Genomic DNA, 24,995 nt, shown 5'->3' with positions numbered 1-24,995 from the left:
CAGAAAATGCCTTCTTCGGCAGCGAGAAAACGGTATGCGTCCAAAATTTCGGCATCGCTGACAGCATTGAATTCTCCTGCACTGGCTGTTTGTACTGCGATCGCTTTTTGCCAGCTGGCGGGGTTGCCAATGCGTATAGCTGTAGCAATTGTCTCAGGGTGAGTTACGGCTTGTCCCGTGACTAAAGGAGCAGCGCCAATTGCTTGAAATCCCATCATTTTAGGTAAGCGATCGCACTTTCCTAAACTATGATATTGACAAAATCCCATCCAATATGCAGTGATGTTCCCTGCGTTGCCTACGGGAATGCACAACCAGTCGGGGGCGTTGCCTAAATTGTCAATAATCTCAAATGCTGCGGTTTTCTGCCCTTCTAAACGATAGGGATTGACTGAATTCACCAAATTCACTGGATAAGTCTCTGCCATCTCGCACACAATTTCTAGGGCGCGATCGAAGTTGCCTTTGATTGCTAGTATTTCTGCTCCATACAGCAAAGCTTGTGCTAGTTTTCCTAGAGCAACGTAGCCATCGGGAATTAAGACGAAAGCTCGCATTCCGCCACGCCGCGCATAAGCCGCCGCCGCCGCTGAGGTATTGCCCGTACTGGCACAAATGACAGCTTTGGCTCCGGCTTCTTTTGCCTTGGAGATTGCCATCGTCATGCCTCGGTCTTTGAAGCTACCCGTGGGGTTCAATCCATCATACTTAACGAGTACGCGCACCTGTCTGCCAATTTGAGCCGCGATCGCAGGGGCGGGAATTAAGGGGGTGTTCCCCTCTAACAAAGTTACAACTGGAGTCTGGTCGGTAACAGGCAAATATTGCCGATATGTTTCTATCAGTCCAGACCAATTTTGGCAATTTGATGATGTATGAGCAGACAGGCTTAGAGTCACGGGTTCGGAATGCAACAGATTTAGAGTGCAAAGAGGGCAGTTTTTAGAACCAAAAAGCTATCCTGCACAAGGCAGAGGTAAAGCTTCTTACCTCTAGTCTACCCTGACGGTAGCTGCTTCACATCATCAACTTCCAATTGCCAGTTCTAAAACCGCCACAGTTTAATTTTGTGGTCGCCCCCAGATCGGTATAGAATATTGAAATCGGTGTGAGTAGGCAAATATAACTACTGAGTTTCAGATGTCAACCAGTCCATCTAGCGTAACCCGCGCTCAAGCAACAATTGGCTCTTATCAGGCTGCGATCGAAAGCTCGGATGCATCGACTCACAGCACCCAAGCTAGAGAGATTAAAAAACCACCTTACCAGCAAGAGCGGCTGGTCGAGTTTCTCCAGCTCAAGGCAGAAATTGAGTCGCTGTTAGAACATTTACAAAGTATGAAGCAGCAGAACTTGGAATTGTCAGAAGAGTTAGCAGTCACAGAGCGCCTGTAGTTTCAAACCTGTAGTTTCAAGATTGCGTATTTGTCATTTGGCGAACGGACGAGGAATCGCTATTTCTCGTCCGTTCGTCATATGCGTGCTTGTTCAGTGTGCTATTAGGGTAATTTGCGTTAGATTCATAGAAAAGTAAGATAATCGCATGACCCTATCGGTAGCTCATGCCTCCATTGGTTCTACACTAGCGATCGCTTACTTAAGAATATTTCCAGGTGCAATCGCTTATATTGCTTGGTCTTACGTTTGATTTAGCATTAATTCCTGTAGTCGCACTCGCGATCGCGTGGATATGGTTGAACGAAGTCCCTACGCTTATATCGTTGCTAGGTAGCGCGATCGATTTTTCTGGCGTAGTCTTGATAAATCAGCAATCTAAGAGTTCTTAGGTGTTGGTTGTTAAATAACTGTTCACTGGTTACTGGTCACTGGTCACTGGTCACTGTCACATGCGATCGCTTGCTGAAATTAACGATAAAATTAGCCGCAAACATGCTGTCGTCTTAACGGTAGAAGAATTAAAAGCACGGGTGGTAGAGGTAGGCATTACCCAAACAGCCAAAGAAGTTGATGTCGTCACCACTGGCACATTTGAGCCAATGGAGTCTTCTGGAGCAATCATCAATCTGGGGCATACCGATCCACCAATTAAAATTCGGCGCTGCTGGTTGGATGGCGTGCCTGCTTACTCTGGTTTCGGGGCGGTGGATTTGTATTTGGGCGCAACGCAGGCAGCTGAAGCCGCAGATGGGGAAGAATCTCGTCTGAGTGTCAGTGAACCTAAAACGCAGATAGTTAAAGGTGGCGGACACGTTATTGCTGACTTAATTGCTGGTAAAACAGTCCAGTTGCGTGCTGTAGGACAGGTAACGGATTGCTACCCCAGAGCTAACTTTGAAACAACAATTAGCCGCGAGACGATCAATCAGTTTTATTTATTTAATCCTCGCAATCTCTATCAAAATTTTATCGTTGGAGTCAATGGTGGCGATCGCCCCTTGTTTACCTATCTCGGTCCTTTGCAACCTCGCTTAGGCAATGCGGTTTATTCCAACCCTGGCGCTATTTCCCCTTTATTCAACGACCCAGATTTGCAACTGATTGGCATCGGTACGCGCATATTTTTAGGTGGCGGTATTGGTTACATCGCCTGGGAAGGGACGCAGCATTTTCCCTTACAAAAACGCTTACCGAATCAAACCCCCATCGGTCCCGCCGCCACTTTAGCTCTCATCGGCGATGCCAAGCAAATGAATCCTCAGTGGGTGCGCGGTTGTTATTTCAAAAGCTACGGTCCTTCTTTGATGTTGGGTGTGGGCGTACCTTTACCAGTTTTAACTGAGACAGTCGTTGCTAACTGTGCCGTGCAAGATAGAGATCTGGTTGCACCGATTGTAGACTTTTCCATCCCCCGTCGCGTGCGTCCGACTTTTGGGCTAGTTAGCTACGCTCAACTCAAATCTGGACGGATGGCGATCGATGGTAAGTCTGTCAGAGTTGCTCCCTTGGCAAGCATAGCCTTATCGCGGCAAGTTGCCAGGGAGCTGAAACAATGGATTGAGGCTGGAACATTTACCCTCACCGAACCAGTTGCACCGATTCCTAAAGAGCGTTCCTTCCTCCCTCAAGATCGGTGGACGGAGTTTTAGTAGGGGTATTTAGCAAATCGCCAAATTTCAAAGTGCTATGCCGCTAGTACAAAATCGACATCATTTGTACCACTGGTTTCCGACTGTCCCGATTTAATTTGTTTGCCATTGACTTCGATCGCAAAAGGCGTGTTCGCTAATTCGAGATTGTAGTCAGTTTTCTGAGCAGTGTATCCCACACTGGCAATCATGTCGCGACCTTGACCCGTGTAGATAAAAGCCAGCATTTGATTTTTTTGCTGTTTGTTATCGTAAGCCCAAATCACCATGTATTGCTTACCCTGATAATCAAATACTTTTGGCGGACGATTAGGCGTGTAACGACCAGGAGTGCCAAAACTTTTATCGAGAAATGCTTGAACGGAACTGGGTTCTACAGTCGCGTAAGCCACTTCCTCAGCCGAAGTTGCCTCAGCATCACCTTGGCTGGTATCCACGACTTCTTCTTGACCGCGATTCTTAAAATAGTCAACCGCTACTTTAGTGCCAATTGCGCCAACAGCAGCGACTCCAGCGCCGATTAGTAGGTTACGAAGTTGATTGCTCATGATTTCTTTAATAATCTACTGCGATCGCGATAAATACTATCAGACTGTTGGTAGATTACAAAACCGTGGCATCTATCTTAGGATGTATCTTACTAATTGGTAATTGGTAATTGGTAGTTGGTAGTTGGTGTGGCGCTGTTTCTGGTGTGGACTAATTCCGTAGCGAGTTGAATTGCGGCTTTCATGCTAGTTGCATCAGCAATACCTTTGCCAGCAATATCAAAAGCCGTGCCGTGATCGGGAGAAGTGCGGATGAAGGGAAGACCGATGGAAGTATTAACAGCGCGATCGAACGCCATCAGCTTAACTGGAATGAGTCCTTGGTCGTGATAAAGTGCCAAGTACGCATCAGCAGGATGGTAATGGGTAATTGGTAATGGGTAATTGGTAATTGGCTGGTCAGTGGTGAGTGGTGAGTCAGATTTGGTTCTCCTCTGCTCCTCTGCTTCCTCTGCTCCTCTGCTCTCTTCCCCGACTCCCGACTCCCGACTCCCTGCTCGCTGCTCCCTGCTCCCTGCTCCCTTCCCATACCACGCCATCCCTGGCTTAACCCACATAGTATCGGGTGGTAGCAAGCCTTCTAATTGAAGATTGGGGCGATTTTGACGTTCTGTTTCTAACCAAGAATTTAACCAGTCAACTTCTTCTCGTCCCAGTTGTCCTTGCTCGCCACTGTGGGGGTTTAAACCCGCGATCGCAATTCTTGGTTGTTCTACGCCAAAATCCCGTTGTAAGCATTCCACTAGCAGATCTAGCTTGCGAGTCAATAATTGTGGTGTGAGTGCCTCTGAGACTTGGCGCAAAGGGATATGGGTGGTTGCCAAGAGAGTGCGGAGTGTCCAGCCAGTATGAGGCGATCGCGCGACGAATAGCATCCCAAATCGTTCGACTCCAGCTTTTTCAGCAAGCAATTCCGTTTGCCCTGGATAATCGTATCCTGCGGCTTTCCATGCTGATTTAGCAATCGGTGCTGTCACGATACCGTGAAAATCTCCTACCAGAGTTCGGGCGATCGCAGTTTCTAAATAAGCAAAACTCATCGCTCCGCTAGCCGCATTACCCGTACCCTGCTTGACTGCGCCTACCATTTCCCTCACAGTTTCCACCTCAAGAATTTCTAATTGATCTGGGTGGATATAACTATCTAACGGACAATAGGAACTCTGACGTAATCGAGCGTAAGTATCTAGCAGGACTTGCTTGTTACCAACTACCGTAATTTGACAAGCTGCCCATAATTGTCGGTCTGCCAAGGCTTTCAAAATTACCTCCGCACCAATTCCCGCCGGATCTCCCATTGCTATTGCAATACGGGGGCGATCGCTTGTTTCGTAGGTTGTCGTTGAGATATCCATACTAGTGGTCATTGGTCATTGGTCATTGGTCATTCGTGCGCGATTCGGAGGTAGGTTCTTCTCACTGGTCACTGATAACTGACAACTGATAACTGGTGAGTGTCCAAGTCGAGCGCGAAATTGTTTTAAAATACTTTACACTAGGCTCACTGTAATCTTGAGCAAGCAACACGTTAGGAGAATTGTCGCCATGAGCGAAATGTTTACTGCTGCTATCTTATCCTTCAGCTTAATCTTCGTCGGTATAGTTCTAGGTTATCTCCTACTCAAGATCCAAGGAGATGAAGAAGAAGCATTGTAAGAGGGAGCAGGGAGCTTCTGAGCAGGGAGTAGGGAGTGATAGTAGTTAGTTCTCACTTACCCACTTCTTGCAAAAGCTTATAAGAGCGCTTTTTCCTCTAAGCTCTAATCCTTAACCCCTAAACTCTTATTTTCGTAACCTTTCTTAATAAACCGATTTTTGTTACCATTCTTTTAATAAAGCTTAAGAATCGTTACTAATCCCTCATGAATATCTTGATTGTCGGTGCTACTGGCACCTTGGGAAGACAGGTAGCTCGTCGTGCTCTCGATGAGGGGTATAAGGTGCGCTGTCTCGTCCGCAGTCAAAAAAAAGCTACCTTTTTAAAAGAATGGGGTGCTGAACTTGTCTCTGGCAGCCTCAGTCAATCGAACACTCTACCAGCCGCTCTGGAAGGGATGGATGTGGTGATTGACGCTGCTACAGCAAGAGCAACAGATAGCTTGAGTATCAAGCAGATAGACTGGGATGGTAAGGTAGCGCTGATTCAGGCAGCAAAAGCTGCTGGTGTCGATCGCTACATTTTCTTCTCTATTTTAGAAGCAGAGAAATATCCCCAAGTGCCTCTGATGGAAATCAAGCGCTGTACGGAGCTATTTTTGAGTGAAGCGGGGATGAATTATACTATCCTGCGTCTTTGTGGCTTCATGCAAGGCTTGATCGGTCAGTACGCAATTCCGATTTTAGAGGGACAAGCAATTTGGGTGACGGGTGAATCTTCTCCCGTTGCCTATATGGACACCCAAGACATTGCCAAATTTGCCGTTCGCGCTCTCTCCGTACCAGCAACAGAAAAACAAACTTTTCCTGTAGTTGGTTCCCGCGCCTGGAGTGCAGAAGAGATAACAAGTTTGTGCGAGCGACTGACTGGAAAACCAGCAAAAGTGTCTCGTTTGCCAGTCAACTTTTTGCGCACGATGCGGCACGTCACGCGGTTCTTCCAATGGGGATGGAATGTTGCAGATCGTTTAGCATTTGCTGAAGTACTCGCAACTGGTGTACCTCTGACAGCTCCTATGGATGAAGTCTATCAGACCTTTGGGTTAGACCCCCAGGAGACGACGACTTTAGAAAGCTACTTGCAAGAATACTTCGGACGGATGCTGAAAAAACTCAAGGAATTGGAATACGAAAAAAACAAAACTAAGAAAAAAACAGCCAAAATCCCCGTTAAAAAGAGTAACTAGTACCATTTGGTCATCAGTCATCTGTCACAGCTCATGAGTGTTAAACAATGACGAATGACAAATGACAAATAACGAAAAAATGTGCAACGATCTAGCTAAAGTGCTGCAACCTTGACTACAAACGTGCCGAAAGCAGGCATTATTTATAACGACGTTAAACCCATAGCACAGCGGGTTGCTATTGAGTTGAGTGACAAACTCACCGCTGCTGGATGGGATGTTTGTATGACAACTGGCGTGGGAGGAATGTTAGGGTATTCTAATCCCGAAAGTCCTGTCTGTCACACCCCTATTGAAGGACTGACACCACCTGGTTTTGATTCTGAGATGAAGTTGGCGTTCGTGCTGGGTGGAGATGGTACAGTGCTTGCAGCGGCGCGCTTGGTCGCTCCGAGTGGTATTCCCATACTGTCGCTCAACACGGGTCACATGGGCTTTTTAACTGAAGCTTACTTGAACCAACTGCCCCAAGCGTTGGAAAAAGTTTTAGCGGGCGAATACGAAGTTGAAGAACGAGCCATGCTAATGGTAAAAGTCTTGCGTGGCGAAGACGTTTTGTGGGAAGCCCTATGCTTAAACGAAATGGTGTTACATCGAGAACCGTTGACATGTATGTGCCATTTTGAAATTGCTGTAGGTCGTCATGCGCCAGTAGATATCGCCGCTGACGGAGTCATCGTTTCTACGCCAACTGGTTCGACAGCCTATTCCCTGAGTGCTGGAGGTCCCGTCGTCACCCCAGGAGTACCAGTACTGCAACTCGTACCAATTTGTCCGCATTCTCTGGCTTCACGAGCATTAGTGTTTCCCGATAGCGAACCCGTAACAGTCTATCCAGCTGGCGCGACGCGGTTAGTTATGGTAGTAGATGGCAATGGCGGCTGCTATGTCTTTCCAGAAGACAAAGTATACTTGGAACGATCGCCTTACTCGGCTAAGTTTATTCGCCTGCAACCACCGGAGTTTTTCCGCATCTTACGAGAAAAATTGGGCTGGGGTCTGCCTCACATTGCTAAACCAACTTCGGTAGAATTACCCTAAGTAGGAGGCAGGAGAAGTCAGAAGCCTCCAAATCAGAAGTCAGAAGTCAGTTATCGTAGGGGCGGGTTTTGAGCAACAATTTTCGGCTGAGGTTGTCAATCTATTTACTAAACCCGCCCATACAGGAGTCAGGAAATTTTGAATGCGTGAATTTTGAATTTTGAATTGTCTTGCTCCCTCAGCTCTCTTCTACCCTACTCCCCAGTTATGAACGATCACCGCCCCTGTGTATTAGCGATCGTGCCAGATGAAAGTTTGGCGGCGCAGTTAAATTTGGATCTGCGGGAATCTGGCTACGAACCAGTTGTAGTTCACGATGCTGCAACGGGAATCGATCGCAGCCGCGATCGCCAACCAGATTTAATCGCGATCGATCGAATGCTAGGGGTAGAGTCGGGATTGACAGTCTGTAATAGTTTGAGACGGATGGGTACGCACGTACCAATATTAGTATTGATGGCGCGAGATACGGTTGACGATCGCGTTGCTTGTTTGGAAGCAGGAGCAGATGATTACTTCCTCAAACCCTACCGCACGGAAGATTTTTTACGGCTCGTTCGGCTCTATTTGCATCCCGATCCGGCTGGTACAGAACAGTTAAGGTTTGGGGATTTAATTTTGGATTTGGCAACTCGTCGCGCCTTGCGCCACGGGCGTGCTATTGATTTAACTATGAAAGAATTTGAACTGCTTAAGTATCTCATCGAACATCCTAGAGAAATCTTAACGCGCGAGCAAATTCTGGAAAATGTTTGGGGTTATGATTTTATGGGCGAATCTAACGTAATTGAAGTTTACATTCGCTACTTGCGTCTCAAGCTCGAAGATGAAGGGCAAAAGCGATTAATTCAAACCGTGCGCGGTGTTGGATACGTGTTGCGAGAAGCTTAATGAGGAGTGAGGAGTGAGGAGTGAGGGAAGGAAAAAGGAAGACAAGGAAGACAAGGAAGCAGTCTAGTCGCAAGTCACTAGTCACCAGCCATTCGTCACTGATAACTGATAACTGATAACTGATAACTGATATATGAGTCAATGGCTGGGAATAGTAGTAAGTTTTCTGTTGCTAGGATGTACGCCGATAATCGCCACAGAACCAATGCATGTAGTTCAAGCGCCAGCAAAAGAGGTGAGAGGGCAAAACTTACCAATTTCAGCTTATGCGACGATCGCGGGGCGGAGGTTTGAGTTAGAAGTTGCTAAAACGCCACAACAGCAGCAGATCGGGTTAATGCATCGTACCAGTTTGGCAGATAACCGAGGTATGTTGTTTGTCTTTGAGTCGCCGCAACCAACTCGATTTTGGATGAAGAATACTCTAATTCCCCTCGATATGATTTTTTTACGGGAAGGGCAAGTCATGGCGATCGCGGCTGCTGTTCCTCCGTGTAAAACGACGACTTGTCCAACCTACGGTGCTGATACGGAGATTGACAAAGTTCTCGAACTCCGCAGTGGAATGACGGCTCAAATTGGCTTGAAAGTCGGCGATCGCGTTGAAATTCAGTATCTCAATTGAGCATCACTCAAACTATGCCAACGCTGGCTTTGCTGTTAAGAGCAACCACAGACAAGCTAGAACTAAAATAAGAATTCCACTAACTAAGCGCAAAAGCAGTTTTGCAGCTATTTTTGTGTTAGGCGATCGCATGGCAAAATCCAGTTGTTCAAACACATTCGAGCTTAAATATAAATTCAATTCAGTAGCGAATTCATTGTTGATAATTGTGCTGGCAAGCAGTAAGAATGCGGCGCTCGTTGTCAGTAATATTTTGTAATTGATAATAGTTTTGCAACCTTACTGCATAGGGAGATGATATTTGACTGTAATCATCTTCTATTTGTGAATTACCTACCGCAGCTACTTGTGCCCCATCAGCTTCAGAATTAGCATCTGCGGCAACTGTTACAGAGAGTCGATCTGATTTTAGAGAACCTTCAAAACAGCTAAACTCTGACTGTGGTAGATACAATGCTCCAGTCACTTTACCCTGTCGCATTTCAAAGATCATATACTCTTGTCCGAGCTGATTTGTTCGGGGTGATTGACCGTATAAATATATTCCGTCTGCTGTTGGTAGCTTTCCTTTTGGATTGACAACGCTATCTTTTTTGGCAATTTTAACCGGAGTGGATGTCACTCTTGAAGCGAGGGGATCGAGCTGGCGATCGCTACTGCTAGCTGCTGTCGGATCGAGCGCCATAAACGTTACCAAAGCAGATAGCACAAATTTTAGCTGCCCGAGTTTATGATTGAAGCGATCGCAAATATAACAAATAGAATTCTTCACTGTGCCTCCTTTAAGGGGCTTCTATATATAATATTGGCAGCAGCTATTAAAGAAAATATAGATAATTACTAACCGTCACTGGTTCTTTCAAAGGTCTGAAATTTCTTTCCTGCTAGGTATAACTAGCAAACAAAGGAATTCAATTCAAAACCTTTGCCAGTATGAGTTTGACTTACGTTCCTACTTTCTTCATACAGACAAAAATGCCTCCTGAATCCGGGAGGCGTTCTTGCTATAGAGCGAATATTTGTTTGTAAAGTAAAGATCCTACAAGCACGTACAACCTTTACATTGGATGAATACTGTTAACTAAACTAGCGCCACCTAAATAGATTGTAATCTAAATTACAAACAAAAGCACTAGTACGCAAAGTTAGAAGTCAAAAGTCAGCAGGCTAAAAATATACAGAGGCGCAGTGTATCGCGCCTCTGTATATTTAGCTAGCGATGTATTCTTGCACGTTGGCACGACGACGACGCAGGTGCGCTAAAGCTTGATGTTCGAGTTGTCTAACTCGTTCGCGGGAGAGATTGAGTCTTTCTCCAACTTTAGCTAAAGAAAGTTCATTGCCATCCTGCAAGCCAAAGCGTAGATTCAAGACTTCTCGCTGTTGTGGAGTTAACTCTGACAGCAGGGTATCCAAGTCTTGACGCAAAGATTCCTGAGTCATGTAGTTTTCCGGCGATATGCCGTCATCTTCCAGTAAGTCTTGCAACTCTGTATCTTGGTTGTCGCCGACGCGGACATCCAATGAAACTGGTTGACGGGCAAGGTTAAGATACTCCCGAATCTGGGCTGGTTCCAACTCCAGTGCTTCGGCAATCTCAACCGCATTCGGGCTGCGTCCTAATGTTTGTGCTAGTTCGCGCTGCACTTTCTTAATCTTGTTGAGTTTTTCGGTGATATGGATGGGCAAACGAATCGTCCGTGCTTGTTGGGCAATGGCACGAGTAATCGCTTGGCGAATCCACCAGTAGGCGTAAGTGGAGAACTTGTAACCGCGAATGGGATCGAATTTTTCGACTCCGCGTTCCAGTCCCATTGTTCCCTCTTGGATCAAATCCAAGAATTCCATGTTACGCTTCTGGTACTTTTTGGCGATCGCGACAACTAACCGCAGGTTAGCTTCAATCATCTTTTGCTTAGCCCGCTGTCCCTTACGGATGAGGTCGTTGAGTTCGGCTTCTGAGGTGTTGACTTTAGCCGTCCATTCTTCCATAGTTGGTTCGCGGCGTAGCTTCTTGACTAAAGCTTCCTTAGCATCCAGCAGCGCCATCATTTGCTGTACCTGTTTGCCGTAGACAATCTCTTGTTCCCTAGTCAGCAATGGCACGCGCCCGATCTCGCGCAGATAGGTACGTACCATATCAGCCGTGAATCTGGTATTGTTATTTTCGGTGGTGGTTTTGGTGGTGTTTTCAGTGGGCATTTGTGCGTTGTCTACTCCGTAAACAAAACGAATGCTTAATGGCTGGACGGCTGCAAGAAGTAATCAGTTATCCCTACTTGGAGGTTATCCGAGTAGATTGGGATTAACATCTGACGGAAGATGTAGAGACGTGGATTGATTTTAGAAAGTTTCTCCTACCGCCGAGATCGATCGGTTCAGGATTGATAAGTGGTTAGCCAACCCTTAGTCTCTATCTGGGCTTGGCTCCGTTTGCCTATCTCTGCCAATAACTTAAAGTCAGTATGAGTTTACTCTTACTCTCATCTTAGAATAGATCCCAGGTTACGTAAAGCCTTATTTGGGGCTTACACTAGAACCATTCCGACAATCTCGCGCAGTGTTTTGCTTATCCACTTCGACCAAAAGCATTTTTATTGGGTATGTTATATATGATGACATCACTCCCCCTGCCGCAGGTTCCGGATATCCGAACTGCAACAGATAAAGTTTTGGCGTAGATTCCGAATACATTTTTTTTCGTAGAGACGTTACCTGCAACGTCTCTACAAATTAAAAACCTAAATCGGCTTTCGCGAGTTCGGCAGCGGCGAAAACTTCGTCATCAGGCTTTTCTTCCCAAGCAACATCGCCGATTTCCGTATAAAATTTCTCGTCATAGGGACGGGTACGAACCACGACTGGCATGGGTACGGCATGACCGATAATGAGAGCTTGTTGCTTAGAATCGAGTTTAGCCAAAACCGATCGCAAGCTTTGCCCTCCAGAAACCCCCGTGAAGATGGCATCGATGTCTTTTTCGTCGTTGAGTAAAGCCGTGATCCGCGTACCGATCTGAGACATTACCTCATTATCAATTCCAGAGGGGCGCTGGTCAACTACTAACAGCGTAACGAAGTACTTACGCATCTCTCTGGCGATGATCCCAAAAATAGTTTGGCGGACGGTGGCAGAATCGAGAAAGCGGTGTGCCTCTTCGATTGTAATCACTAATTGCCGGGGGCGATCGCAAGGATTTTTGGTCTGCAAAAATTTCTCGGCTTGGTGGACGTAATGCTGGTGAATCCGGCGTGAGATCAAATTTGTTGCCAGCATGTACGACAGCATATTCGATTGCGCACCAAACTCGATCACAACATGCTTACCAGCCGTTAAGGAATCTAAAATTTGTTTAATATAATTTTGCGGGCAGACGGGACGCATATATTTCATGTCTTCTAGGCGGTTCAGCTTACGCTGTAAAGCCATAATTGACGACTTGTTCCCCCGCTTTTCTTCGCAGAAAAACTGAATTTCCTCGTTTGTCATGCTTAAGAGTTGGCTAATCCAAGCATTACCAAACTCGTTACGCAAAATAATTGCATTTTCTAAACTGGCTTCAGACAGATTTAATTCATCTCGCACCAGCATCAAATCTTCAACTTCAATTTGGTCGTAGCTGAGGTAAAGTTCTTGGGCATCCCGCACGCCTCGCCGCCTAGTGGATGCGGGGTCAAGCGTGTAGATTTGTACCTGACCTGGGAATAGCTGTCTTAAGCCTTTAACGGTGCTAAATTGCTTGCCTTCGCGCACTGCTTCCCAGCCATATTCCGAGTGCATATCGAAGATCAAATTGACTGCTGCTTGCTTGCGAATGATGCCGCACAACAGCAGACGGGTGAGAAATGATTTCCCCGTCCCGGACTTACCAAATACACCGTTGCTGCGCTCTACAAAGCGGTCTAAATCGATGCAGATGGGAACATCCATATCCAACGGTTGACCGATGGCAAAATTGCGGCGGTGGGGGTCATCTTCCCAGCCAAAGACAGCGCGGAAATCTCGTTCGCTAGCATCGTACACCTGGCTGAAGTGGCGGGGAATTGTTTTGACTGGCATCAGTTCAATGCTACTGCTACTTTGCGGCTGATAAGATGCCAGTCCATTTTGCCCGTTCGAGTCGTTTTTTTTGCTTTGTACAGACGTGCCGTTGGTTGTCTCGGCATACTCTTCGGGAGTAAACATCAGCATGGGAGCAAGTTCAATCGTCCCATACGTCCCGCTACCAGCTAACACTTCCCGTAAAAAATCATCGTCTGGATGAGGGGGATTGGCAATAATTCTGTTGCTAGAAGTACCGAGGGATACATCTGTCAGCATACAGAAAAAACGCGATCGCGCTCCTTCAACAACTAGAAATTTTCCCACCCGCATATCTTCCACCGAGACATCTGGATGGAGTCTTACTTCTAAGCCTTGACTGAGAGAACCTTGGATAACGGAACCCAAGGGTGGTTGCGCCGAATTCATAGTATTAATGACGGCAAAATTTGCAATTTCCCTTGGCTTATCTTATGTCGAATTTTCGATCGTGGCTACAAAATATTTGTTGATAGTTTTTTGCCAGGCAAAAAACTATCAACAAAGCTAATCAATACTAATCGAAGTGGGTGCTGAGGGTGCAGTATTGTAGCTGAAGGTAGATTTGCGGTATTGGGCGTAGAGGCGATCGCGCCAAGTGAAAAATGGTTCGTATACAATGCTGTCAGCTAATCCTGGGATACCTTTTCCTTTTACAGCTGGCGGGAGGTCGAGGTAAGGTCCATCAGGGAATTTAATCAGCATGGACAAGCCTGCAACGGCTAAATCGGCTAAGCAAGGTTCGTCACCCAGTAAGTAGGGACGTTCTACTAACAACAAACATAGTGCTTCTAGATCTTGTTTCAAGTCGGTCGTGGCAGATTTAACGCTATCAGGACCAGAACCCACGCCAATTCCCAGGACTTTGAGTAATTCGCTGGGAATGAACTCGACTAAACTTTTGACAATATCGGGAGTAGTCTCTGGGAGGAGAGATCTACGAAAACCTTGGTCTTGGCTAATTGCACCAAATAGCGCTTGACGGCTTTTAATTCCAATCGATGAGTCTGCCCATTCCTCCATTATTAGGCATAATGCTCGTTGAACTGGATCGCTAGGGAATAGGGGTCTATCTGGATATTGGCGATCGAGATACTTAGCAATTTCGGTAGAATCGGCTACAAATGTACTACCATCTTTCAGTACGGGGACTTGCCGTTGTCCCGACATGCGGAATAGCTCTACCTGTCCTATACCTGGCGTGATTTCAACTTTACGGTACTCTAATCCTTTGTAATCTAGAATTAAACGCACCTTTTCTGAGTACTGCGATAGCTCGAATTGATACAGTTCTATCATTTGCCTGCTCCTTGAAACAGTTATCAGTTATCAGTTATCGGCGACCAGTTACCAGGAGAATTTTACTATTCACTACTCCTCACTCTCCACTCACCCACAAAATAATCCTTCCCCAGCAGAGATTTTGGGGAAGGAAAGTTTAGGTATTTCAAAACTCACAACTTCTTATCGAGTTTTTACGCAGTTCGACGAGTTACCAAGCCCCAGATGAACAGTAAGATAATTGCACCAAGAACGGCAAAAATAATGCTAGGTATGGTTAGTGCGCCAACTCCAGCCGCCGCACCCGCGGTCCCTGGGAAGATGACAGACCCTAGCCAGCCTCCTACTAATGCGCCTAAAATTCCGAGAATAATTGTTGCTAGGATACCACCACCTTGATGACCAGGATAGATGGCTTTAGCGATCGCTCCCGCTATTAGCCCTAAAACAATCCAAGCAATGATGTTCCACATATCATTAACTCCTGTTTCTACTCATCCATCATTTATTCAAGTGCAATCTATCACTTTCAAACTTGTAATTCCCTCTACCTCAGGTAATAACCTAAAGAAATATGAACGCAACAATTAAACTATATAAACTTTTGAGTCTGCTGATATATTCACTTTTAAGAAATTTGAATGCAATCTGTCAAGTGTAACGATTAAAAATGAAACGAAACACATTAGATTTTAATATTTTGAAATTATTCCTTTGGGATAATAGTATACCTTTTGATATAGTCCCAATTATTCCAGCGATTTTCTAGAAAGGGGTAGCGATCGCGAGTGACAAATCGGCGAAATCGGTATTTTTTCTGTAATAAATCGATTCAATCTAGCTTTAGATTAAGTGACACTCATGCACGAACGCAATTGAACGAACGCAATGCAAGCTCGAATATCTTTTTTCCACTTTTTATTAAAGGTACACTAGCGAGCTGACTCAAAATGCCTGTTAATAGCAAAGTCTCTATAACGAGCCATTCTTAAAAATCCCCGCTGACCCAAAGCCTTTCGCAGAGTGGCTGTTTGTGCAGTTTGTCAAAAAGATCGGAGAATGTTATAAAACTTAAGATTCTCGGAACACGACAAAGAAACGATAGTCTAACAATTCTTGGAGCAATAGAGGAACGCAACAGTGAGAAAAATTCCAAGTCACAATATTAGTCACAATAGCTTAATGTGCAATAAGACGCTTAAGCTACTAGCAAGCCTGATAGGAGTTGTAGGAGCTAGTATCCTCATCGGACTTCCTGTGGAAGCGCAACAGTCGAGTGGAGGAGCAACTAATCCCAGACCTAGTATTTTCAACGAACCCCCTTACAACCGTCGTACAGGTACACCACCCACAACACCGACTACACCACCATCGGAAACTCAGCCACCAGAAACAGCGCCTAGTCCTGTTACTCCTGCACCAGGAGCAACTGAGCCTTCAACGGAGAACGTAGTGGCTCTAGCCGCCGCTAATGACTCCTTTAAAACCTTGACAGCTGCTCTCAAAGCAGCAGGTTTGACAGAAACTCTTTCTGGACAGGGACCATTCACTGTGTTTGCGCCGACAGATGCAGCTTTTGCTCAATTACCTCAAGATGCCTTGCAAGAGTTGTTGAAACCTGAAAATAAAGATATTCTGGTCAAAATCCTGACCTACCACGTAGTACCAGGCAATGTCACATCTAGCGACTTAAAATCTGGCGAAGTCAAGACAGTAGAAGGGGGTGCTGTAAACGTACAAGCCGATCCCAGCAAGGGTGTGTCTGTGAACGATGCTAGTGTAGTGCAACCCGATATTAAAGCGAGTAATGGTGTCATCCACGCGATTGATAAAGTGATGCTACCTCCTGACTTATAAGAAGTCAAAAGTTAAAAGTCAAAAGTCAAAATGGGAAAGCATTAAACTGATGGCTTCTGGTTGCTCTTTTCTTTTGAGTCAAACGAGCAACAACTGATAGGATAATCTTGTAATTCCGTTCAATTTCAATTTGAACGGATTTTTATTACCATTTATTATTTATTGCGATCGCACTTAATTTTTAGGCAATCTCTTGTTAAGAAAATTACGACCGTAGACGGACGCGATCTGTAAAAATGACAAATGACAAATGACAAATGACAAGTGACAAGTGACAAGTGACAAATGACAACTAGCCTTTGTATTATTGTTAAAAATGAAGAAACAGCGCTCCCTCAGTGTCTCAATAGTGTTAAAGATGTTGTAGAGGAAATAGTTGTTTTAGATACTGGATCTAGCGATCGCACGGTGGAAGTAGCTCGGCAATTTGGAGCGAAAATATATCATTTTAACTGGTGTAATGATTTTAGTGCAGCGCGAAATGAGGCACTTAAGTACGTGACCGGTGACTGGGTTTTAGTGCTAGACGCAGATGAGATTTTAGTACCAGAAATTATACCGAACTTACAACAGGCAATGGACGGCGATCGCTTCTTGGTAGTTAATTTACTAAGGCAAGAAGTTGGTGCGGTACAATCACCCTATTCTTTAGTTTCGCGTTTGTTTCGCCGCCATCAAAACATCTATTTTGCGCGTCCCTATCACGCCATGATTGATGATAGCGTTACGGAAATTCTTCGTCGCGAACCCCACTGGCAAATTGCTAATTTAGATAAGGTTGCTATCTTACACTATGGATACCAACAACAGCAAATTGCACAAAAAGATAAGTTTGTCCAAGCTGAGAAGATCATGTCAGGCTTTTTGGCTAGTCATCCTGACGATCCTTATGTTTGTAGTAAATTGGGAGCTTTATACGTACAAACAGGAAAAATTGTACCAGGAATTGAATTATTAGAACGAGGACTGAAATCTGCGGCAAACAATGAGGAAATTTTGTACGAACTACACTATCATTTAGGACTTGCTTATAGCTACGAGCGCCAAATATCGTTAGCAATTACATCTTATCAAACAGCAGCTCAGTTAAATGTATCCTCTTTTTTAAAAATTGGTGCTTATAATAATTTAGGGAACTTATGGCAAAAAATAGGAAACTTACCTCAAGCTAAGTCTAATTATTTGAAAATCTTACAAATCGATCCTAATTTTGCTTTAGGTTACTACAATTTAGGTATTACTTTAAAGGCAATGGGACAATTTGTAGAAGCGATCGCAGCTTACGAACGCGCAATTCAACTCAATCCTGAATATGCCCAAGCTTATCAAAATTTAGGAGTCGTATTGCTGAAACTAGGGCAGGTAAGAGAAAGTTTAGCAGCATTTCAACAGGCGATCGCACTTTACGAATCGAGCAATCCTGCTGTGGCAAGGCAATTGTCCCAAAACTTGCAGGAAATGGGATTTTAGTCAATCGTGAGTCGTAAGTCGGAATTAACTGTTCGCTGCTCGTGCGCTCCCTGCTCCCTGACAACATGATAACTCTACCCTAAGATCCTACCCAAGTACTAGAGAAATTATCTAGCGTGATTGTATTGTTCCAGTATGGAAAAATTGAGATGACAACAGATATTTCTTCTAACAGTAACAAAGGTATCGATCGCTCTCTGCTCGTCGGCATATTGCTTACTATTTTCGGAGTTATTGCGATCGCTTTACCTGCTGTCTCGACCATATTTTTTGAGACTTGGGTAGCGTTGATTTTAATTAGCTCTGGAGCTGCTAAGCTATTTTATGCGTTTCAGACTCGCAATGATGGGGGTTTTGCTTGGAAGCTCGTATTAAGCATTCTGTATATTGCTACAGGCATCATGCTGTTTGTTTATCCCTTAACAGGTGTATTAACGCTGACTTTGCTGCTAGGTAGTTTCCTGCTTGCGGAAGGTGTATTTGAAACAATTCTGGCTTTCCGTTTGCGTCCGCAACAGAATTGGACTTGGGTACTCGGTGACGGTATTATCACCCTAATCTTAGGTGGGATGATTTGGTTTCAGTATCCCTTCAATGCACCGTGGATAATTGGTACTTTAGTGGGTGCTAGCATTTTGTTTACAGGGATTTCGCGGGTAATGCTTTCGTTAAGCGGACGTTCGAGCTTAGACAAAACTAACCAACCAACTTCAGCATAAATTGTTGCATTTTCAAGAGTGTCGTCTGCACTACAAAAGCTGAGGCTGAGGAAACTTTTAATTTCTTCTTGCAGAGCAGCTGCTACCTTAATCCTTATTGCAGCTGCAATTCTTTCTGGCTGTAATCACCAATCTGGTGAGTTAACGAATAATACCCAAAGCTCACCAAATAGCATAAGAAGCAGGTTATACAGTTCCCAAATAGATGACATATGCTAAATAGTTTGGAACTGCGTTGGTTTATTTCAGGAGAGTTACCTTTAGAGGTTTCCTCTTGGTTTGAGCAAGATAAATTAGGCGGACAATTGCAAGCACCAGAAACAAGAGAAGACGTGTATCTCTACGTTCCTGAATGCGAATATATGGGATTAAAATTGCGCCAGGGACGTTTGGAAATTAAGTGGCGACAAGCAGAATTAGAGAGTTTGCGTTTTGAACGGATGGAGGGTAAGCTAGAGAAATGGGGCAAATGGTTGTGTGAAGATCCAACCACTGAAAGTTTTCAACCAAAGCATGTATCGAGCCAAAAATCTTGGGTGAGGATCGGCAAAGTGCGATCGCAACGTCTGTATGATGGTTGTGCCTTAGAACTCACTCAGTTAACTATTCAAAATAATGCCTGGTGGAGTCTGGCTTTAGAAACCTTTGGAACAGAACCACAGCAAATGGATAAACTACAAAGTATATTTGAGTTGATAGGTACAACTTACACTGGCTCGCAGTTAAAAGTTGAAAACTCTTATCCTTATCCTAAATGGATAGAAATAGCAATAACGCATTAGATAAATAAAGTTAAAAGTCAAAAGTTAAAAATCAAAATTGAGGAGTTAGAAGAATGCTAGTACGATCTCTTCCACTCACTCCTCACTCCTCACGTTTTTTCTACAAAAGTAATATCTAATAAATCTTCTTGAAACGCGATCTGACTGTTATATTGTTCGATTAGGCTACTAAGAGAAACTTGAGTCCGATCCCGAATAATGACGGCATCATTTTCATTGCGCGATCGCTGGAGAGAAACACCTTCTAGCCAATCTGCAAGATTACCACTATAACCGTCAGCGACAGCTTTAAGATAATCCGTACAGCGCCGAAATAACTTTGGTAGAATTAATTGACCGTTGGGAGAAGTAATAGAATCGAAGTCTACTAATCTGAAAATACTAGTACTATCTGCTGCCCATACTCCTAAATCTTTTTCTCGCGCTGCTAAAGCTGCTTCCCGCAGGACTTGACGATGCGATCGCGGTGTAGAAGTATAAACAGTATAATAAGCTCTGCCCTCAGCCATCATTAGAAAGTTAAGAGTTTGGCGCAAAAGTTCTGGTTCAACTTGCGTCCAGCCTCCGTTTTCTAGTTGTGCGGCATTCTTGCCGATTAGTGCATAAGATATAGGTCGTCCGTTGACATCAGCAGCTTGAGTTAAGATTACCCCAGATATAGTATCGGGATCGGCAGATTGGACGCGATCGCCTTGAAATTTGATTTTGGCAAAACCCATCTTTTTTAGTAGAAAATCGCGGGTTTCGTCCCCTAGAGGTTGGGCATACCTGCCATAATGTACTTCTGGAGCATCTATACCTTCAAATCGCAATTGAACGCTGCGATCGCGAGAAGGTTTAATTCGATAGTTGCGCTGGAGTTCTTGATATAAATCTGAATCGTCAGCAATGAAGCGTACAGAATCTCCATCTGGTTCTTTGTCTGCTATGACAAATTTACCTTTGATAGTTAGATAAAAAGGTGATGCCATGCAGACTATCCTCCATATAAATACTGCTAGTCGATTAGTGTCTCAGACTAGCAGCAATAGATTATGGAGAGATTATCAATAGCTTGTCTTTGGTTATTCTGTTGAGTTTTGCCAGATCGAGAATTCTCTTGTCTACCTATTTAGAATTATCTGGAAACTCACCCATCCACAGCATTGCCTCAGCACTACTAGCCTCTTTAGCAACAGCAGGACGGATTCTTTCGTGCAGTTCGGGATGCTTCTCTGCCAATTGGGTTTCATTCAAATTTGCATCCAACACCGTGCCATCTTGGGAAAAAACGGAGTAGTTTAATCCTTGGGAACCAGAAATAATTTTGACGGTGCGATCGCGCAATTCTAGCTGAGTAATTATTTGCCGATTCTCTGCCCGTGCTGTAGTAGAAAGCACGCTAATGATGAGGAGAGCTAGAGTTATAAATGAGACTGGGCGCATCATCTCGTCTCCAAAGAAATTCTGTGAGGCTCTGCCTACAAAAATAGCATAGTACCGAAACGAGTTAGGAAGCCGAACAGTTGAGGCGATCTCTATCCGAACCTTCAAATAACTTCAAGAAGACGTTGTTAGCTGCTAGTTGTACGTAAAGCCTACCTAGACGAACAGCATATCGCCTCTGCCAAAAACTTGCTCGTTCGCGGTTGAATTGTCCGTCATTCACTGTATTCTCGATAACTATCATAAGTATTTTGCGTGCGAAATTTTTTGTCCCTTATAAGCAGCCAGCAACTGTTCTTTGTTGTTGCTTAACTTAAATTCTAAGTATGACACCTCTGATAAGTCTTCCTACTACGGTTACAGTTTTGGAAACGAAGTGTGTCATTCGTCACTAGTCATGGGTCATTTGCTGCGTCACAAATGACCCATGACCAATCATATTCAATTAAAACTGCCGCAAAAACCGCAGATCGCTGCTGTAAAAGCGACGAATATCGTCGATTTGGTGGAGTACCATTGCCAACCGTTCCACACCCATGCCAGCGGCAAAACCCGTGTATACCTCTGGGTCGTAGCCTACAGCTTTCAACACATTCGGATCGATCGCGCCGCAGCCCATAACTTCCAGCCAACGTCCCTTCCACTGTACGTCTACTTCAGCTGACGGTTCGGTGAAGGGAAAATAACTAGCACGGAAGCGGATCGGCACGTCACCAAACATTTCTTGTAAAAATATTTGGATCGTACCTTTGAGGTCGGTGAAAGTTATACCTTCATCTACCGCGAAAAATTCTATCTGATGGAAAACTGCGGCATGGGTAGCATCTACAGTATCTCGCCGATAGCAGCGACCTGGAACCACAATTCGCACGGGCGGCTCGTTGTCTTCCATATAGTGAATTTGCCCGTTTGATGTATGAGTCCGCAGCAAATTTCCATCGGGGAGATACAATGTATCCTGCATATCCCGTGCTGGATGGTCGGGTAAGAAATTGAGTGCCTCGAAGTTGTAGTAATCTGTTTCGATTTCCGGTCCCGTTGCTACGGTGTAACCCAGACCGACGAAAATATCAATAATTCTGTCAGTAGTACTGTTGAGGGGATGGGCGTGACCGAGGGGACGAAAAACCCCAGGCATAGTAACATCTATAGTTTCAGATTCTAATTTCGCCTGGAGTCGAGCTGCTTGAAGCTTAGTACGTCGGTCCTCTAAATTTGCTTGTACAGCTTCTTTAACGGTGTTGGCGATCGCGCCAAATTGCGGGCGTTCTTCAGATGAGAGCTGACCCATTTGCCGCATAATTGCAGACAACTGACCTTTTTTGCCCAAGTACGCTACTCTGAGTTCCTCCAATCGCTCCAGGCAATCGGCAGCAGCGATCGCGCTTTGCGCTTCCTGTCGTAGCGTTTCTAGTTGAGTTACTAAGTTACTAGGCTGGTCGGTCATGCTCTTTTAGCTGCTAACAATAATAAAATGTCTAACTGCGTCTATCTTATCAATGAAGAAGGAGACAGGAGACAGAAGATAGGAGACAGGAGAACAATTTAGCCTTTCTCCCGACTCCCGACTCCTGTACGGGCGGCTTTAACCGCAGAATAATTTGTTCTAGTACAGGTATCCTTAAAAAACCCGCCCCTACGACTCCCCACACATCTAATGAAACTACTGATCAGCAATGACGATGGCATTTACGCTCTTGGTGTCCGCACCCTTGCCAATACTTTAGCTGAGGCGGGACACGATGTATTTGTCGTCTGCCCCGATCGCGAGCGATCGGCGACTGGACACGGTTTGACTTTGCATCAGCCGATTCGCGCCGAACCGATCGAATCGATTTTTCATCCCAAAACTAAAGCCTGGGCGTGTTCTGGCACTCCTTCTGACTGTGTGAAGCTGGCTTTGTGGGCTTTACTCGACACCCCCCCCGATCTGGTTCTGTCTGGCATCAATCAAGGGGCGAATCTAGGTACTGATATTTTGTATTCCGGGACGGTTTCCGCCGCCATGGAAGGGATCATTGAGCGCATTCCTAGTATTGCTTTTAGCCTTACTAGTTTTATCCATCAAGATTTTCAAGTCGCAGCTAACTTTGCTCGGTCTTTAGTTGCCCAGTTGGAACGCGAACCTTTACCACAACTGATGTTACTTAATGTCAACGTTCCTCCCGTGCCGCAAGCAGACATTACTGGAGTCACGTTCACTCGTCAGGGCATACGACGATATGTAGATGTCTTTGAAAAACGAGTCGATCCCCGTGGCAAAACTTATTACTGGCTGGCAGGGGAACTATTAGAAGAAGTGGAACCAGAACCGGATCTGCATTTGCCTCAAAACATTCCCACTGACGTGGATGCGATTCGCCAAAATTACATTACCGTCACGCCGTTGCAATATAACCTGACTTGTGCATCGGGTTTACAACAATTAAGTCAACGGCAAATAAATTTTCCATCTGGGTGCGATCGCGATTGATCGGCCAAGAACACAAGAAGAATTCACACCAGGCAAATAGTTTGTGCCAAAGTGTAGTTTGTGTCAAAATGTAAAGCGTGTGGATAACTGAATCTACTACTAACGCTCTAACTCCAACTGCTGTTGCCCTGGGAAATTTTGACGGCTTGCATCGCGGGCATCAGCAAGTGATTCAGCCTGTCGTAAGTTTTGGTAGGGAGCAGGGAGAAGAAAACAATTTCACTCACCACTCAACAGTAGTAACGTTTAATCCTCACCCGCAGGAGTTCTTTAGCGGACAATCGCGCAAGTTGTTGACACCATTGCCAGAAAAAGCAGAGCAGCTAGATCGTTGGGGGATAGAGCAGTTGGTATTGCTACCTTTTAATCGAGAGTTAGCAGCTTTGAGCCCTGAAGATTTTGTCGAGCAAATATTAGTACAACAACTGCAAGCGAAAACAATTAGCATCGGACAAGATTTTCGCTTTGGCAAGCAGCGGAGCGGTACGGCAAAAGATTTACAGGCGATCGCGGCTCGATTTGGGATTCCCGTGGCGATTTTGCCAAACTACAACTGTGAAGGGGAGAGGATTAGCAGTTCTGCGATTCGACAAGCATTAACTGAAGGCAATGTCAAACGCGCCGAGTTGTTATTAGCTCGTCCTTATACTCTTCAAGGTAAGGTCGTCAAAGGACAGCAGTTAGGAAGAACCATTGGCTTTCCCACAGCTAACATTGAATTACCCGAAAATAAGTTTTTACCCCGCCTTGGTGTTTATGCCGTCAGAGTTCTGATAGAAGGTGACAGATTGGATTCATCTAACGAAAACATAATTGCGAATTGGGAATTGCGAATTGCAACTGGAGTGATGAATCTTGGCTATCGTCCTACTGTTAACGGAATTGGGCTAACGGTAGAAGTACATTTGTTTGATTGGTCGGGCGATCTTTATGGTAAAGCGATCGCCGTTCAATTAGAAGAATTTATCCGACCGGAAAAAAAGTTTGCTTCCCTGGATGAACTGAAAGCACAAATTGCAGCTGATTCCGCCAAGGCAAGAAATTTGCTATCACCAGATACCACACATGAAAAAGTAGATTGATTTATGGATGCGCTGTGTATTGTTGCTTAAGCTAGAAACCGGGAAAACAACCAAGGAGCGATAGCAACCCAGATGAGGACTACGAGCCAAATTCGTCCTGCCAAAATGTTGTAGTCGCTCAGCAGCTTGCTCCATGAATGCCCAGCAACGAAGTGACCAAAAGTAAATTCAAAGATAACAGTAAGCCCTAGCCAGAGCAACCCAACGGCGATCGCCTGCTTGGGTGAATCAAAGCTCCACAGATGTGCGATCGCCCAGATGTAAAGACCTAACAGCAAGACTCCAGTAGCAGTTGAAACTTGATGGGCGCGTAGCTCGCTGAAATATTTCCCGTATGTGACCTGCCTAATCACACCATTGATAATGCCAATAAATACCATGGGAATCCACGCCAGAATGTAGCGTAAAATCATGGCTTATTCCTCAAATGTGGCTTACTTCCATTGTAGAACTGAAGGATGGCGCTACATCACCGAATGAAAGGACAAGGAAATAAGAGAGCTGGGGAAGAAAAACAAGAAAGCCTCTTCCCTCTTCTCACGCACCACTCTCTACTGATAACTGGTCACGATAAAAGCCTGTGGTACAATGAAAAATCGCGGCATTTTATGACTAAAGAGTAAATCATGGCACTGACACAACAGCGCAAGCAAGAGCTTATTTCCGAATATCAAGTTCACGACACCGATACGGGATCGACTGAAGTGCAAATAGCAATGCTAACAGAGCGGATTAGCCGTCTCAGCGAGCATCTACGCAGCAATCAGAAAGACCACTCTTCGCGACGGGGTTTGTTAAAATTAATCGGACAGCGCAAGCGGCTGTTAAGCT

28 protein-coding genes are annotated in these 24,995 nt (G+C 45.0%); 14 read left to right on the top strand and 14 right to left on the bottom strand.

The genetic code is table 11. The annotated features are described in order from the left end of the window. A partial coding sequence (gene thrC, locus ACRC32_RS28510) for a threonine synthase (protein ID WP_438557139.1) occupies positions 1-899 on the bottom strand: 899 nt, incomplete at its 3' end. A gap of 241 nt (positions 900-1,140) precedes the next feature. Here thrC and ACRC32_RS28505 point away from each other — a divergent pair. Next, a complete protein-coding gene (locus ACRC32_RS28505) occupies positions 1,141-1,395 on the top strand; it encodes a hypothetical protein (protein WP_438557138.1) in 255 nt (84 codons plus the stop codon). A 452-nt stretch (positions 1,396-1,847) separates the two neighbouring features. Beyond that, the gene (locus tag ACRC32_RS28500; protein ID WP_438557137.1) at positions 1,848-3,047 is read left to right on the top strand and encodes a homocysteine biosynthesis protein; all 1,200 of its coding nucleotides are present in this window, start codon (positions 1,848-1,850) and stop codon (positions 3,045-3,047) included. Between the two features lie 35 nt (positions 3,048-3,082). Here the strand turns inward: ACRC32_RS28500 and ACRC32_RS28495 are convergent, their stop codons facing one another. Continuing rightward, entirely contained in the window at positions 3,083-3,595 is a 513-nt protein-coding gene (locus ACRC32_RS28495; RefSeq protein WP_438557136.1) for a hypothetical protein, read from the bottom strand. 92 nt (positions 3,596-3,687) lie between these two features. Then, positions 3,688-4,962, bottom strand: coding sequence for a 4-hydroxythreonine-4-phosphate dehydrogenase PdxA (locus tag ACRC32_RS28490; RefSeq protein WP_438557135.1), 1,275 nt, complete (start codon positions 4,960-4,962; stop codon positions 3,688-3,690). Between the two features lie 178 nt (positions 4,963-5,140). Between ACRC32_RS28490 and petM the strand changes: the two genes are divergently transcribed. The 5 genes from petM to ACRC32_RS28465 all read left to right on the top strand — a co-directional run bounded on the left by petM (position 5,141) and on the right by ACRC32_RS28465 (position 8,995). Next, on the top strand, positions 5,141-5,251 hold the full coding sequence (gene petM / locus ACRC32_RS28485) for a cytochrome b6-f complex subunit PetM (protein ID WP_106545156.1): 111 nt from the start codon (positions 5,141-5,143) through the stop codon (positions 5,249-5,251). Between the two features lie 206 nt (positions 5,252-5,457). After that, positions 5,458-6,438: an SDR family oxidoreductase gene (locus tag ACRC32_RS28480; RefSeq protein ID WP_438557134.1), complete on the top strand. Its 981-nt coding sequence runs from the start codon at positions 5,458-5,460 to the stop codon at positions 6,436-6,438. Positions 6,439-6,561: 123 nt separating this feature from the next. After that, the gene (locus ACRC32_RS28475; RefSeq protein WP_039714256.1) at positions 6,562-7,479 is read left to right on the top strand and encodes an NAD(+) kinase; all 918 of its coding nucleotides are present in this window, start codon (positions 6,562-6,564) and stop codon (positions 7,477-7,479) included. A 207-nt stretch (positions 7,480-7,686) separates the two neighbouring features. Continuing rightward, entirely contained in the window at positions 7,687-8,370 is a 684-nt protein-coding gene (nblR, locus tag ACRC32_RS28470; RefSeq protein ID WP_438557133.1) for a response regulator transcription factor NblR, read from the top strand. Positions 8,371-8,503: 133 nt separating this feature from the next. After that, positions 8,504-8,995 (top strand): DUF192 domain-containing protein, encoded by a 492-nt coding sequence (locus tag ACRC32_RS28465; RefSeq protein ID WP_438557132.1) that lies wholly within the window; start codon positions 8,504-8,506, stop codon positions 8,993-8,995. 12 nt (positions 8,996-9,007) lie between these two features. Here ACRC32_RS28465 and ACRC32_RS28460 read toward each other — a convergent pair whose 3' ends face one another. From ACRC32_RS28460 to ACRC32_RS28435, 6 genes are all read right to left on the bottom strand, one after another. After that, positions 9,008-9,151 (bottom strand): hypothetical protein, encoded by a 144-nt coding sequence (locus ACRC32_RS28460; RefSeq protein ID WP_438557131.1) that lies wholly within the window; start codon positions 9,149-9,151, stop codon positions 9,008-9,010. 37 nt (positions 9,152-9,188) lie between these two features. Next, complete coding sequence (locus tag ACRC32_RS28455; protein ID WP_438557130.1) at positions 9,189-9,767, bottom strand: hypothetical protein; 579 nt, start codon at positions 9,765-9,767, stop codon at positions 9,189-9,191. Positions 9,768-10,204: 437 nt separating this feature from the next. After that, positions 10,205-11,197 carry an RNA polymerase sigma factor, RpoD/SigA family gene (locus ACRC32_RS28450; RefSeq protein ID WP_438557129.1) on the bottom strand — a complete coding sequence of 331 codons (993 nt, stop codon included), beginning with the start codon at positions 11,195-11,197 and terminating at the stop codon, positions 10,205-10,207. A gap of 531 nt (positions 11,198-11,728) precedes the next feature. Further along, positions 11,729-13,465, bottom strand: coding sequence for a helicase HerA domain-containing protein (locus ACRC32_RS28445; protein ID WP_438557128.1), 1,737 nt, complete (start codon positions 13,463-13,465; stop codon positions 11,729-11,731). Between the two features lie 117 nt (positions 13,466-13,582). Continuing rightward, positions 13,583-14,374 carry a glutathione S-transferase family protein gene (locus ACRC32_RS28440; RefSeq protein ID WP_438557127.1) on the bottom strand — a complete coding sequence of 264 codons (792 nt, stop codon included), beginning with the start codon at positions 14,372-14,374 and terminating at the stop codon, positions 13,583-13,585. 176 nt (positions 14,375-14,550) lie between these two features. Next, the gene (locus ACRC32_RS28435) at positions 14,551-14,829 is read right to left on the bottom strand and encodes a GlsB/YeaQ/YmgE family stress response membrane protein (RefSeq protein WP_192154500.1); all 279 of its coding nucleotides are present in this window, start codon (positions 14,827-14,829) and stop codon (positions 14,551-14,553) included. A 709-nt stretch (positions 14,830-15,538) separates the two neighbouring features. Between ACRC32_RS28435 and ACRC32_RS28430 the strand changes: the two genes are divergently transcribed. From ACRC32_RS28430 to ACRC32_RS28415, 4 genes are all read left to right on the top strand, one after another. Continuing rightward, positions 15,539-16,213, top strand: a complete 675-nt coding sequence (locus tag ACRC32_RS28430; protein ID WP_106166005.1) for a fasciclin domain-containing protein — start codon at positions 15,539-15,541, stop codon at positions 16,211-16,213. Between the two features lie 285 nt (positions 16,214-16,498). Then, on the top strand, positions 16,499-17,683 hold the full coding sequence (locus ACRC32_RS28425) for a glycosyltransferase (RefSeq protein ID WP_438557126.1): 1,185 nt from the start codon (positions 16,499-16,501) through the stop codon (positions 17,681-17,683). 149 nt (positions 17,684-17,832) lie between these two features. Next, entirely contained in the window at positions 17,833-18,402 is a 570-nt protein-coding gene (locus tag ACRC32_RS28420) for an HdeD family acid-resistance protein (protein ID WP_192154507.1), read from the top strand. A 212-nt stretch (positions 18,403-18,614) separates the two neighbouring features. Further along, positions 18,615-19,184, top strand: coding sequence for a hypothetical protein (locus ACRC32_RS28415; RefSeq protein WP_438557125.1), 570 nt, complete (start codon positions 18,615-18,617; stop codon positions 19,182-19,184). A gap of 89 nt (positions 19,185-19,273) precedes the next feature. Here ACRC32_RS28415 and ACRC32_RS28410 read toward each other — a convergent pair whose 3' ends face one another. The 4 genes from ACRC32_RS28410 to pheS all read right to left on the bottom strand — a co-directional run bounded on the left by ACRC32_RS28410 (position 19,274) and on the right by pheS (position 22,056). Beyond that, positions 19,274-20,155 (bottom strand): thermonuclease family protein, encoded by an 882-nt coding sequence (locus ACRC32_RS28410; protein WP_438557124.1) that lies wholly within the window; start codon positions 20,153-20,155, stop codon positions 19,274-19,276. Between the two features lie 136 nt (positions 20,156-20,291). Next, a complete protein-coding gene (locus ACRC32_RS28405; RefSeq protein WP_438557123.1) occupies positions 20,292-20,612 on the bottom strand; it encodes a hypothetical protein in 321 nt (106 codons plus the stop codon). A 61-nt stretch (positions 20,613-20,673) separates the two neighbouring features. Next, positions 20,674-20,853, bottom strand: a complete 180-nt coding sequence (locus ACRC32_RS28400) for a hypothetical protein (protein ID WP_438557122.1) — start codon at positions 20,851-20,853, stop codon at positions 20,674-20,676. A 201-nt stretch (positions 20,854-21,054) separates the two neighbouring features. After that, entirely contained in the window at positions 21,055-22,056 is a 1,002-nt protein-coding gene (gene pheS, locus ACRC32_RS28395) for a phenylalanine--tRNA ligase subunit alpha (protein ID WP_438557121.1), read from the bottom strand. 210 nt (positions 22,057-22,266) lie between these two features. Here pheS and surE point away from each other — a divergent pair, with 210 nt between their 5' ends. Both surE and ACRC32_RS28385 read left to right on the top strand, forming a co-directional pair. Beyond that, on the top strand, positions 22,267-23,082 hold the full coding sequence (gene surE / locus ACRC32_RS28390) for a 5'/3'-nucleotidase SurE (protein ID WP_438557120.1): 816 nt from the start codon (positions 22,267-22,269) through the stop codon (positions 23,080-23,082). 77 nt (positions 23,083-23,159) lie between these two features. Continuing rightward, positions 23,160-24,164 carry a bifunctional riboflavin kinase/FAD synthetase gene (locus ACRC32_RS28385; RefSeq protein ID WP_438557119.1) on the top strand — a complete coding sequence of 335 codons (1,005 nt, stop codon included), beginning with the start codon at positions 23,160-23,162 and terminating at the stop codon, positions 24,162-24,164. 26 nt (positions 24,165-24,190) lie between these two features. Here the strand turns inward: ACRC32_RS28385 and ACRC32_RS28380 are convergent, their stop codons facing one another. Then, the gene (locus tag ACRC32_RS28380) at positions 24,191-24,577 is read right to left on the bottom strand and encodes a hypothetical protein (RefSeq protein WP_438557118.1); all 387 of its coding nucleotides are present in this window, start codon (positions 24,575-24,577) and stop codon (positions 24,191-24,193) included. Between the two features lie 213 nt (positions 24,578-24,790). On the opposite strand from ACRC32_RS28380, the gene rpsO reads away from it, so the two are divergent. Then, positions 24,791-24,995, top strand: a 205-nt coding sequence (rpsO, locus tag ACRC32_RS28375; protein WP_438557117.1) for a 30S ribosomal protein S15, incomplete at its 3' end; no start/stop codon positions are given.

Source organism: Chroococcidiopsis sp., from assembly GCF_051657925.1.
Lineage (GTDB): Bacteria > Cyanobacteriota > Cyanobacteriia > Cyanobacteriales > Chroococcidiopsidaceae > Chroococcidiopsis.
Note: the sequence above shows the minus strand (reverse complement) of the source record. Positions and strands in the feature narration are given on the sequence as shown.

Coding starts and splice junctions, on each gene's coding strand:
- ACRC32_RS28505 (WP_438557138.1), top strand. CDS start 1,141: ATGTCAACCAGTCCATCTAGCGTAACCCGCGCTCAAGCAACAATTGGC.
- ACRC32_RS28500 (WP_438557137.1), top strand. CDS start 1,848: ATGCGATCGCTTGCTGAAATTAACGATAAAATTAGCCGCAAACATGCT.
- ACRC32_RS28495 (WP_438557136.1), bottom strand. CDS start 3,595: ATGAGCAATCAACTTCGTAACCTACTAATCGGCGCTGGAGTCGCTGCT.
- ACRC32_RS28490 (WP_438557135.1), bottom strand. CDS start 4,962: ATGACCACTAGTATGGATATCTCAACGACAACCTACGAAACAAGCGAT.
- petM (WP_106545156.1), top strand. CDS start 5,141: ATGAGCGAAATGTTTACTGCTGCTATCTTATCCTTCAGCTTAATCTTC.
- ACRC32_RS28480 (WP_438557134.1), top strand. CDS start 5,458: ATGAATATCTTGATTGTCGGTGCTACTGGCACCTTGGGAAGACAGGTA.
- nblR (WP_438557133.1), top strand. CDS start 7,687: ATGAACGATCACCGCCCCTGTGTATTAGCGATCGTGCCAGATGAAAGT.
- ACRC32_RS28465 (WP_438557132.1), top strand. CDS start 8,504: ATGAGTCAATGGCTGGGAATAGTAGTAAGTTTTCTGTTGCTAGGATGT.
- ACRC32_RS28450 (WP_438557129.1), bottom strand. CDS start 11,197: ATGCCCACTGAAAACACCACCAAAACCACCACCGAAAATAACAATACC.
- ACRC32_RS28445 (WP_438557128.1), bottom strand. CDS start 13,465: ATGAATTCGGCGCAACCACCCTTGGGTTCCGTTATCCAAGGTTCTCTC.
- ACRC32_RS28440 (WP_438557127.1), bottom strand. CDS start 14,374: ATGATAGAACTGTATCAATTCGAGCTATCGCAGTACTCAGAAAAGGTG.
- ACRC32_RS28435 (WP_192154500.1), bottom strand. CDS start 14,829: ATGTGGAACATCATTGCTTGGATTGTTTTAGGGCTAATAGCGGGAGCG.
- ACRC32_RS28430 (WP_106166005.1), top strand. CDS start 15,539: ATGTGCAATAAGACGCTTAAGCTACTAGCAAGCCTGATAGGAGTTGTA.
- ACRC32_RS28425 (WP_438557126.1), top strand. CDS start 16,499: ATGACAACTAGCCTTTGTATTATTGTTAAAAATGAAGAAACAGCGCTC.
- ACRC32_RS28420 (WP_192154507.1), top strand. CDS start 17,833: ATGACAACAGATATTTCTTCTAACAGTAACAAAGGTATCGATCGCTCT.
- ACRC32_RS28415 (WP_438557125.1), top strand. CDS start 18,615: ATGCTAAATAGTTTGGAACTGCGTTGGTTTATTTCAGGAGAGTTACCT.
- ACRC32_RS28410 (WP_438557124.1), bottom strand. CDS start 20,155: ATGGCATCACCTTTTTATCTAACTATCAAAGGTAAATTTGTCATAGCA.
- ACRC32_RS28405 (WP_438557123.1), bottom strand. CDS start 20,612: ATGATGCGCCCAGTCTCATTTATAACTCTAGCTCTCCTCATCATTAGC.
- ACRC32_RS28400 (WP_438557122.1), bottom strand. CDS start 20,853: ATGATAGTTATCGAGAATACAGTGAATGACGGACAATTCAACCGCGAA.
- pheS (WP_438557121.1), bottom strand. CDS start 22,056: ATGACCGACCAGCCTAGTAACTTAGTAACTCAACTAGAAACGCTACGA.
- surE (WP_438557120.1), top strand. CDS start 22,267: ATGAAACTACTGATCAGCAATGACGATGGCATTTACGCTCTTGGTGTC.
- ACRC32_RS28380 (WP_438557118.1), bottom strand. CDS start 24,577: ATGATTTTACGCTACATTCTGGCGTGGATTCCCATGGTATTTATTGGC.